The organism is Streptomyces nanhaiensis, from assembly GCF_046614825.1.
In the GTDB taxonomy this organism is placed as follows: Bacteria; Actinomycetota; Actinomycetes; order Streptomycetales; family Streptomycetaceae; genus Streptomyces; species Streptomyces radiopugnans.
The window spans coordinates 1-7,738 of sequence record NZ_JBKJFM010000216.1; the positions used below are offsets into that span (position 1 = coordinate 1).

Here is a 7,738-nt window from a genome sequence, read left to right on the forward strand (position 1 = left end):
CACCCGCACGCCGCCCAGCAGCCGGTCCCGTTCGAGATCACCCAGGTCGCGCAGTAGTCCGGCCACAACCAAGACTGAAGAGAGCTGAGGAGAACCGTGGCCGAGACCACCGCCGAGACCCCGATCGCAGAGGTCGCGCAGCACACCACCTAGACCCCCGAGGCCGTCGAGGAGTACACCACCGGCTCCCTCCCGGCCCGGGCCCGGCAACCGCCCGCGGGGCGGCGGCCCTTGGCCGTCCCGCCTCCGCCGTACGGTCCCGGGCGCACGGCCACGGGCGTCCGCGCCCTACTCGCGTTCGGCGTCCAGCAGGGCGGCGGCCGTGAACAGCTCCACGCCCGCGGCGATGGCGCTCTCGTCGACGTCGAAGTCGCCCTGGTGCAGGTCGCGCGGCGCGCGGTCGCCCGGGGGGCGCACTCCGAGGCGGGCCATCGCGCCGGGGACGTGCTCCAGGTACCAGGAGAAGTCCTCGCCGCCCAGGCTCTGCTCGGTGTCCTCGACCGAGTCGTGGCCGCGCCGGGAGATCATGGCGTCGCGCAGCAGCTCGGCGGTGGTCCGCTCGTTGACCACCGGGGGGACGCCGCGGATGTAGTTGAGCTCGAACTTGGCGCGGTGCAGCGTCGCGACCTCGTCGATCGCCGCGTGCACCAGGTCGGGTGCGATCCGCCAGGCGGGCAGGTCCAGGCAGCGGATGGTGCCGGACAGCTCGGCGTGCTGCGGGATGACGTTGGGGGCGTGCCCCGCCTCCAGCCGCCCCCAGGTCAGGGCGAGCCCGGCGCGGGTGTCCACGCGGCGGGAGAGCACCGCGGGGACCTCGGTGACGATCTTGGCCGCCGCCGTGACCAGGTCGGTGGTCAGGTGCGGGCGCGCGGTGTGGCCGCCGGGACCGTCGAGGGAGAGCTCCAGCCGGTCGCAGGCGGAGGTGATGGGGCCCGCGCGCAGGCCGATGCGCCCGGCCTCGACCTTGGGGTCGCAGTGGACGGCGACGATCCGGCCCACCCCCTCCAGCACCCCGGCCTCGATGGCGTCGGTCGCGCCGCCCGGCAGCACCTCCTCGGCGGGCTGGAACAGCAGCCGCACCGAGTGCGGCAGCCCGCCGCGGCGCGCCAGGCCGGCCAGGACGAGGCCGGCGCCGAGCACCGCGGTGGTGTGCACGTCGTGGCCGCAGGCGTGCGCCCGGTCCGGGACCGTCGAGCGGTACGGGACGGTCTTGGTGTCGGGGATGGGGAGCGCGTCGATGTCGGCGCGCAGCGCCAGCATCGGGCGCACGCCGCGCTTGTCGTCGGCCCCGCCGGGGTGGATGTCGCAGATCAGTCCGGTGCCGCCGGGGAGTACCCGGGGGGTGAGCCCGGCCTTCTCCAGCCGCTCCTTGAGGGCGGCGGTGGTCCGGAACTCCTGATGGCCCAGCTCGGGGTGCATGTGCAGGTCCCGGCGGAAGGCGATGAGCTCGGCACGGAGGGCCTCCGGCACGGCGCCGGGCAGCGGCGTCTCACCGGTGGTCCGGATACTGGACTCTGGCGACAACAACTGGCTCACCCTGTCGAGGGTAAGCCCAGGTGACAGCCGTGTGCAGAGAGAACGGTGAAAGTTCACCCTCCGTAGGGGAGAAAAAACGGATCGGCGGTCGCATACGGCCTGGTGCGGATGGGTATGACCTCGGATTCCGTCCGGTCCGGCCCGTTCCGGTATGTGGGACGGAGCGGCATCACGAGGCGGGTGGGGCCGACGGCAGCCGCCGTACCCCCCGCGCGGTGCCGGTGACACCGGAGAGGAAACCCCGGGCGCGCGGCGAGGCCCCCTCCGTCAGCCAGGCCGGGTCCACGTCGCAGACCGCCACCGTCACCCCGGTGCCGGCCAGGGCCAGCGGGAGGGTGTGGACGACGGTGGAGGGGAAGCTCAGGATGGTGCGGCCGATGGGGCCGCGGCGGGCGACCAGTTCCAGGGGGAGGTCCGGCCGTACGATCTCCAGCCCCGTCCCGGCGGCTATCCGGTGCAGCTTCCGCGCGCTCTCGCGGCGGTGGGCGAAGTAGCGGGTGGCGCCGTGCGCCCGGGCCAGGGAGGCGACGGCCTCCAGATAGCGCTCGGGGTCCACCACACCGGTCTCGACCAGCGAGGTGCCCACCAGATCGGTGCCGCCGGTGAGCGCGGGCGGGCCGAAGCGGGCGCGGGTCCAGGCGAAGTCGTTGCGGACGACCGGCACGTGCTCGGGCGCCTCGACCGGCATCGAGCTGAACACCTCGACCCGCCGGTGTGCCGACGGCGTCATCCGGCGGCGGGCGGAGGCGGAGACGGGCGCGAAGAGCGCGGCGCGCGCTCCCCCCGCCCCCTTGCGGTGCCAGCGCACCAGGCGCTCGCCGCGGGCGAGCTGGGTGACGAACTCCATGGTGGCCGTCCCGTCGTCGACCACCACCACACCCCCCGGTGCGGCCGGTGCGTCTCCCCCGGTGCGGGCGAGGGAGAGCAGCAGCTGCACGTACCGCGAGAACGGGTCGCCCACCACGATGCGCTCGGCACGGCGCAGCGGGCCCAGCAGGGAGGCGACCGTCCTCAGCGGCGCGCCCGCGCCGCCGCGCGCCTCCTCCCAGCGGACCGCGATCCCCTCGTCGCGCGCCAGCTCGGCCATCCGCCGCAGCTGACCGCGCGTCATGGCCTCCCGCGGCGGCAGGACGACGACGGTGAGGTCGCCGCTCCCCTCCCCCGCGCCGTCCGGGCGGGCCCCCCGGTACGCGGTGTGGGCCCACTCCAGGACGTTGAGGAGCTGCACCGGGCTCTCGACGAAGGCGAGGGTGCCCGAGCGGCGCCCGGCGCGCCCCGGGCGGCCGGGGTCTTCGGGGCCCCGGGGGAAGCGGCCGGGACGCGCCCCCCGACGCGTCTCGGCCGCGCCCGTCCTCCGGGCCGGCTGCGGCGGGACCCCTCCCGGGGTCCCGCCGGGGACTGCGCCTGCGCTCACCGTGATCGCCCCGTCAGCCCGTCGTCCCCGTCAGACCGCTGCCGGCTCGCGGCCGGCGGCGGACTCCTCGGCCTCGGCCACGACGCCCTTGACCCGGCGCAGCTTCCTCATCGGCCCGATCTCGCTGTCGTAGACCTTCTTCACGCCGTCGCCGAGGGACTCCTCGATGGTGCGGATGTCGCGCACCAGGCGCTGCAGGCCCTGCGGCTCGACGGAGGCGGCCTGGTCCGAGCCCCACATCGCGCGGTCCAGGGTGATGTGGCGCTCGACGAAGGCGGCGCCCAGCGCGACGGCGGCCAGCGTGGTCTGCAGGCCCGTCTCGTGGCCGGAGTAGCCGATCGGGACGTTGGGGTACTCGGCCTGCAGGGTGTGGATCATCCGCAGGTTGAGCTCCTCGGCCTTGGCCGGGTAGGTGCTGGTGGCGTGGCAGAGCACGATGTTCTCGCTGCCCAGCACCTCCACCGCGTGCCGGATCTGCTTCGGCGTGGACATGCCGGTGGAGAGGATGACGGTGCGGCCGGTGGCGCGCATGGCGCGCAGCAGCTCGTCGTCGGTCAGGGAGGCGGAGGCGACCTTGTAGCAGGGCACGTCGAACTTCTCCAGGAAGTCGACGGACTCGACGTCCCACGGGGAGGCGAACCAGTCGATGCCCCTCTTCTTGCAGTACGCGTCGATGGCCCGGTAGCCCTCCTCGTCGAACTCGACGCGGTGGCGGTAGTCGATGTAGGTCATCCGGCCCCAGGGGGTGTCGCGCTCGATGTCCCACTGGTCGCGCGGGGTGCACACCTCCGGGGTGCGCTTCTGGAACTTCACGGCGTCGCAGCCGGCGTCGGCGGCGGCGTCGATGAGCGCGAACGCGTTCTCCAGGTCGCCGTTGTGGTTGATCCCGATCTCGCCGGTGACGTAGACCGGGTGGCCCGGGCCCACGGTCTTGGCGCCGAGGGTACGGAGGCGGGGGCTGGTCATGCTCAAGACAGTTCCTTTCCGAGGATCCACGAGGCGATCTCGCGGATCGCACCGGCCCCTCCGGGAGTGGAGGTGACCGCGCGGGCTGCGCCGCGTACGACGTCGTGGGCACTGGCCACGGCGACGGGCCAGCCGACCAGGCCGAAGCACGGCAGGTCGTTGACGTCGTTTCCGACGTAGAGCACGCGCTCCGGCGCGATGCCCTGCTCCTCGCACCACTGCTTGAGGGCGAGGTCCTTCCGGTCGACGCCGTGGAGCACGGGGATCCGCAGCTTGCGGGCCCGTGCGGCGACCACCGGGTTCTCCTCCGTGGACAGGATCAGCAGCGGCAGTCCGGCGCGGCGCAGGGCGGCGATGCCGAGCCCGTCGCCGCGGTGGACCGCGACCGTCTCCCGTCCGTCGGAGTCGACGTACACCCGGTCGTCGGTCTGGGTGCCGTCGAAGTCGAGTACGACCGCGTCGACGTCGTCGCGGGCCGGAAGCGCGCCGGGGCGCCCGTCCGTCCCGCCGTCGAGCAGCGGCGCGAGCGCGCGGGCGCGGGCGAGGTCGTGGGGGTCGTCGACCTCCAGCACGCGCGCCGGGTCGGTCCGCACCAGCTCGGTGCGGCCGAAGAAGCGGTGCCCGGCCTCGCGGAAACCGCCGGCGCGCATCGCGTACGCGGCGCCGGTCTCCAGCAGGTCCTGCGGCCGGTCCTGGCGGCGCGGGCGGTACGCCTTGTCGTGGTTGACGCCGTGCCCGCCGCCCGTGCCGTCCGTACCGTCCGTGCCGTCGGCGACGTCCGCGCCGTCACCGCCGTCGCGCCAGACGAAGCCGTGGAAGGGGGCGACGGTCAGCGCGCTGTCGGCGCCGCCGGTCACCGCGGCGGCCACGCCCTCGACGTCCTCGCGGGTGAGGAAGGGGCTGGTGCACTGCACCAGCAGCACCACCTCGGCCTCCCGTCCGTGCCGCTGGGCGTGGACGTCCATGGCGTGCAGCACGGCGGCCTCGCTGGTGGCGGTGTCGCCCGCTATGTCCGCGGGCCGCCGCACGACCTCGGCGCCCGCGCCGCGGGCGGCCTCGGCGATGGCCTCGTCGTCGGTGGAGACGACCGTGTGCGTCACGCCCCGCGCGGCCAGGCACTCCCGTACCGCGCGGACGACCAGCGGCACTCCCCCGACGGTGGCGAGGTTCTTCGCGGGCACGCCCTTGGATCCGCCGCGGGCGGGGATCACGGCGAGGACGACGGGGGCGCCGGGTGCGGCGGGGGTTGCGGGGGACACGGTGGCGGCTCCTTGCCGGTCTGCGGTCTGAGGGGTGTCGGGCGCGCTCACAGCTCCCCCATCCGGCGGATGACCGGCGCCACGCGCTGGACGCCGTGTCGGTACGCCCCGCGCGCCGCGTCCCGCACGGCGGCCCGGACGGCCCGGCGCAGCCCGGAGGCCGGACGGCCGGCCTCCCCTCCCGCCCGGGGCGCGCCCGAGGGGTCGAGCCCGTGGCGGGCGAGGATGCCGGGGAGGTAGCCGGGTGCGGTGGCGAGCGTGTAGTAGGGGGTGATCGGCGGCAGGGCGGGGCGGGCGAGGAGGTCCGCGACCCGTTCGCGGGCGGCGTCGAAGGCCGCCTCGTAGAAGCCGTCGGCGGCGACGCCCTGCCGGGCCGTCCACTCCGGGTCGGCCTTCGGCAGCAGCCCGGAGTCGAGCTGGTCCCAGGAGGCCAGGCAGCCGGAGCCGACGAAGTGGTGGTTGCCCAGCGCCTCGCGGACGCCGAGGTCGGTGAGGACGGCGGTGGGGATGCCCCGGTGCAGCGACTCCAGGGCGGCGGTGGAGCTGACGGTGACCAGCAGGTCGGTGCGGTCCAGCACCTCGCCCATGTGGCCGTAGACCAGGCGGCAGTTGTCCGGCAGGCCGCCGGGGATCCGCGCCGCGAGCTTCTGGTAGGGCTGCTCCTCGATGTGCGTGGTGTGCTCGCCCGGCCTGCTGCGCAGCTTGACCAGCACCTCGCGGTCCGGGTGGCGGCGGGCGTGCCCGGCGGCGCGGCGCAGCAGGTACTCGCGGTCGGCGCGGGAGGCGGGGACGGACGGCTGGACGGCGAAGACGACCGTGTACGGCCGCTCGTCCGACTCCCGGTACGGCTCGCCGCCGAGGAAGGGCAGCGCGCACTCCACGACGCCGCCGGCGTCGGCGCCGACCCCCTCGTAGACCGCGCGGAAACGCTCCGCGTCATGGGCGGAGTTGGCCAGGACGACGTCCGCGCCGTGCCGCAGCAGCAGCCCGTCGGCGAGCTTCTCGTAGACGACGCCGACGTAGCCGGTGACGGTGACCGGGCGGCGCCCGCTCCCGCCCAGGCGGTGGGACAGGCCGTGCAGCATCGCCTGGACGGTGCCGCCGACGCAGGAGAGCACCACCACGTCGTACGCGTCGCGGTCGGCCTCCCGCAGGAACTCCGCGGCCGTCACCTCGCGCAGCGAGGCGGCGCGCACGCCCACCTCGTCGAGCTGGCGGGCGGTCGGGGTGGCCCGGCCGCGCAGCAGCAGTCCGTCGATGCGCGCGCCGGGGGCGATGCGGTGCGCGGTGAGCGCACCCCATTTCCAGCGGGTGTCGGAATCGGCGAGAACGGCGATACGCGTCGCGTTGTCCGAGGCGTTCTCCGAGACGCCGTCCGAAGCGTTGTCCGGGGAATCCGAAGCGGTACGTGATGGCACGTCGATGACGCTAGAAAGACATTCCGATTCTCGGCCCAACGCAAATACAACAGACGGTTAACAGCACACCGACGGAAGGCCAACCGGCCTTCCGGAAAGCGGGGTTCACCGTTCCGCCACCGCGATTTCACCCGTCCGTACGCCCCTGGACAGCACCGATGGCGATCGGGCCCCTAACCTCTCCGGAGTGGTCAAGCTCTCCGTCATCGTGCCGTTCCGCAATGTTCGGCCGTACGCCCCCGACACACTCCGGAGCCTGCGCGCCAACTCGGCGGACTTCGGAAAGGGGGACATCGAATTCATTCTGGTCGACGACTTCTCGACCGACGGCACCTCGGAACTCCTGGAACGCGCGGAAAAGGAAATCCCCGGCGCGGTCGTCGTACGCCACCGGCGGCAGGGCGGCGTGGCCCGCGCCCGCAACACCGGTCTGGACGCGGCGCGCGGACGGTACGTCGCCTTCCTCGACGCCGACGACTGGGCCGCCCCCGGCCACTACCGCGAACTGCTCGCCGCCGCCGAGGCGCTGGGCTGCGACTTCCTCCGTACCGACCATGTGCGCAGCACCGGCCGCCGGCGCACCCTGGTCCGGGCGCCCGAGGGCCGCCGGGGCACGGTGCTGGACCCGCGCGACGCCATCCTGCCCGCGCACCGCACCACCGCCGTCGACTACGCCTACGCCTGGGCGGGCGTCTACCACCGGCGGCTGCTGGACCGCGGCCTGCTGCGCTTCGACGACGGTCTGCACACCGCCGAGGACCGGCCCTGGATCTGGCGGCTGCACCGCGAGGCGGCGTCCTTCGCCGTGGTCGGCCTGACGGGCGTCTTCTACCGGCGCGGGGTGGCCACCTCGCTCACCCGGACCGGCGACGAGCGGCAGCTCGACTTCCTGCGCGCCTACGACCTGCTGGTGGAGGAGACCTCCCGGGACCGGGAGGCCGCCGCGCTGCTGCCGAAGGCCGTGCGCACCTACTGCGCGGTCATCCACCACCACCTGACCGGCGACCGCTTCGAGCCGCGGCTGCGCCGCACCCTGCGCGCCCGCTGCGCGGCGGCCCTGCGCCGGATGCCCGGCGACCTGGTCTCGCAGGCGCTGGACTCCATGGACGCCGAGCGCGCCGCGCGGCTGCGCCGGCTGCGCCGCC

Annotated in this window: 6 protein-coding genes; 1 reads left to right on the forward strand and 5 read right to left on the reverse strand. The window is 74.6% G+C overall.

Annotation, left to right across the window (positions count from 1 at the left end):
• Positions 1-288: 288 nt before the first annotated feature.
• The 5 genes from ACLIYP_RS28200 to ACLIYP_RS28220 all read right to left on the reverse strand — a co-directional run bounded on the left by ACLIYP_RS28200 (position 289) and on the right by ACLIYP_RS28220 (position 6,593).
• Positions 289-1,536, reverse strand: coding sequence for a M20 family metallopeptidase (locus tag ACLIYP_RS28200; RefSeq protein WP_412715924.1), 1,248 nt, complete (start codon positions 1,534-1,536; stop codon positions 289-291).
• 169 nt (positions 1,537-1,705) lie between these two features.
• The gene (locus tag ACLIYP_RS28205; RefSeq protein ID WP_412715925.1) at positions 1,706-2,764 is read right to left on the reverse strand and encodes a hypothetical protein; all 1,059 of its coding nucleotides are present in this window, start codon (positions 2,762-2,764) and stop codon (positions 1,706-1,708) included.
• Between the two features lie 216 nt (positions 2,765-2,980).
• Positions 2,981-3,916, reverse strand: a complete 936-nt coding sequence (locus ACLIYP_RS28210; RefSeq protein WP_412715926.1) for an N-acetylneuraminate synthase family protein — start codon at positions 3,914-3,916, stop codon at positions 2,981-2,983.
• 2 nt (positions 3,917-3,918) lie between these two features.
• Entirely contained in the window at positions 3,919-5,175 is a 1,257-nt protein-coding gene (locus ACLIYP_RS28215) for a cytidylyltransferase domain-containing protein (protein ID WP_412715927.1), read from the reverse strand.
• 47 nt (positions 5,176-5,222) lie between these two features.
• Entirely contained in the window at positions 5,223-6,593 is a 1,371-nt protein-coding gene (locus tag ACLIYP_RS28220; protein WP_412715928.1) for a DUF6716 putative glycosyltransferase, read from the reverse strand.
• 187 nt (positions 6,594-6,780) lie between these two features.
• Here ACLIYP_RS28220 and ACLIYP_RS28225 point away from each other — a divergent pair.
• The coding region (locus ACLIYP_RS28225; RefSeq protein ID WP_412715929.1) for a glycosyltransferase family 2 protein at positions 6,781-7,738 on the forward strand (958 nt) is incomplete at its 3' end.

Coding starts and splice junctions, on each gene's coding strand:
- ACLIYP_RS28210 (WP_412715926.1), bottom strand. CDS start 3,916: ATGACCAGCCCCCGCCTCCGTACCCTCGGCGCCAAGACCGTGGGCCCG.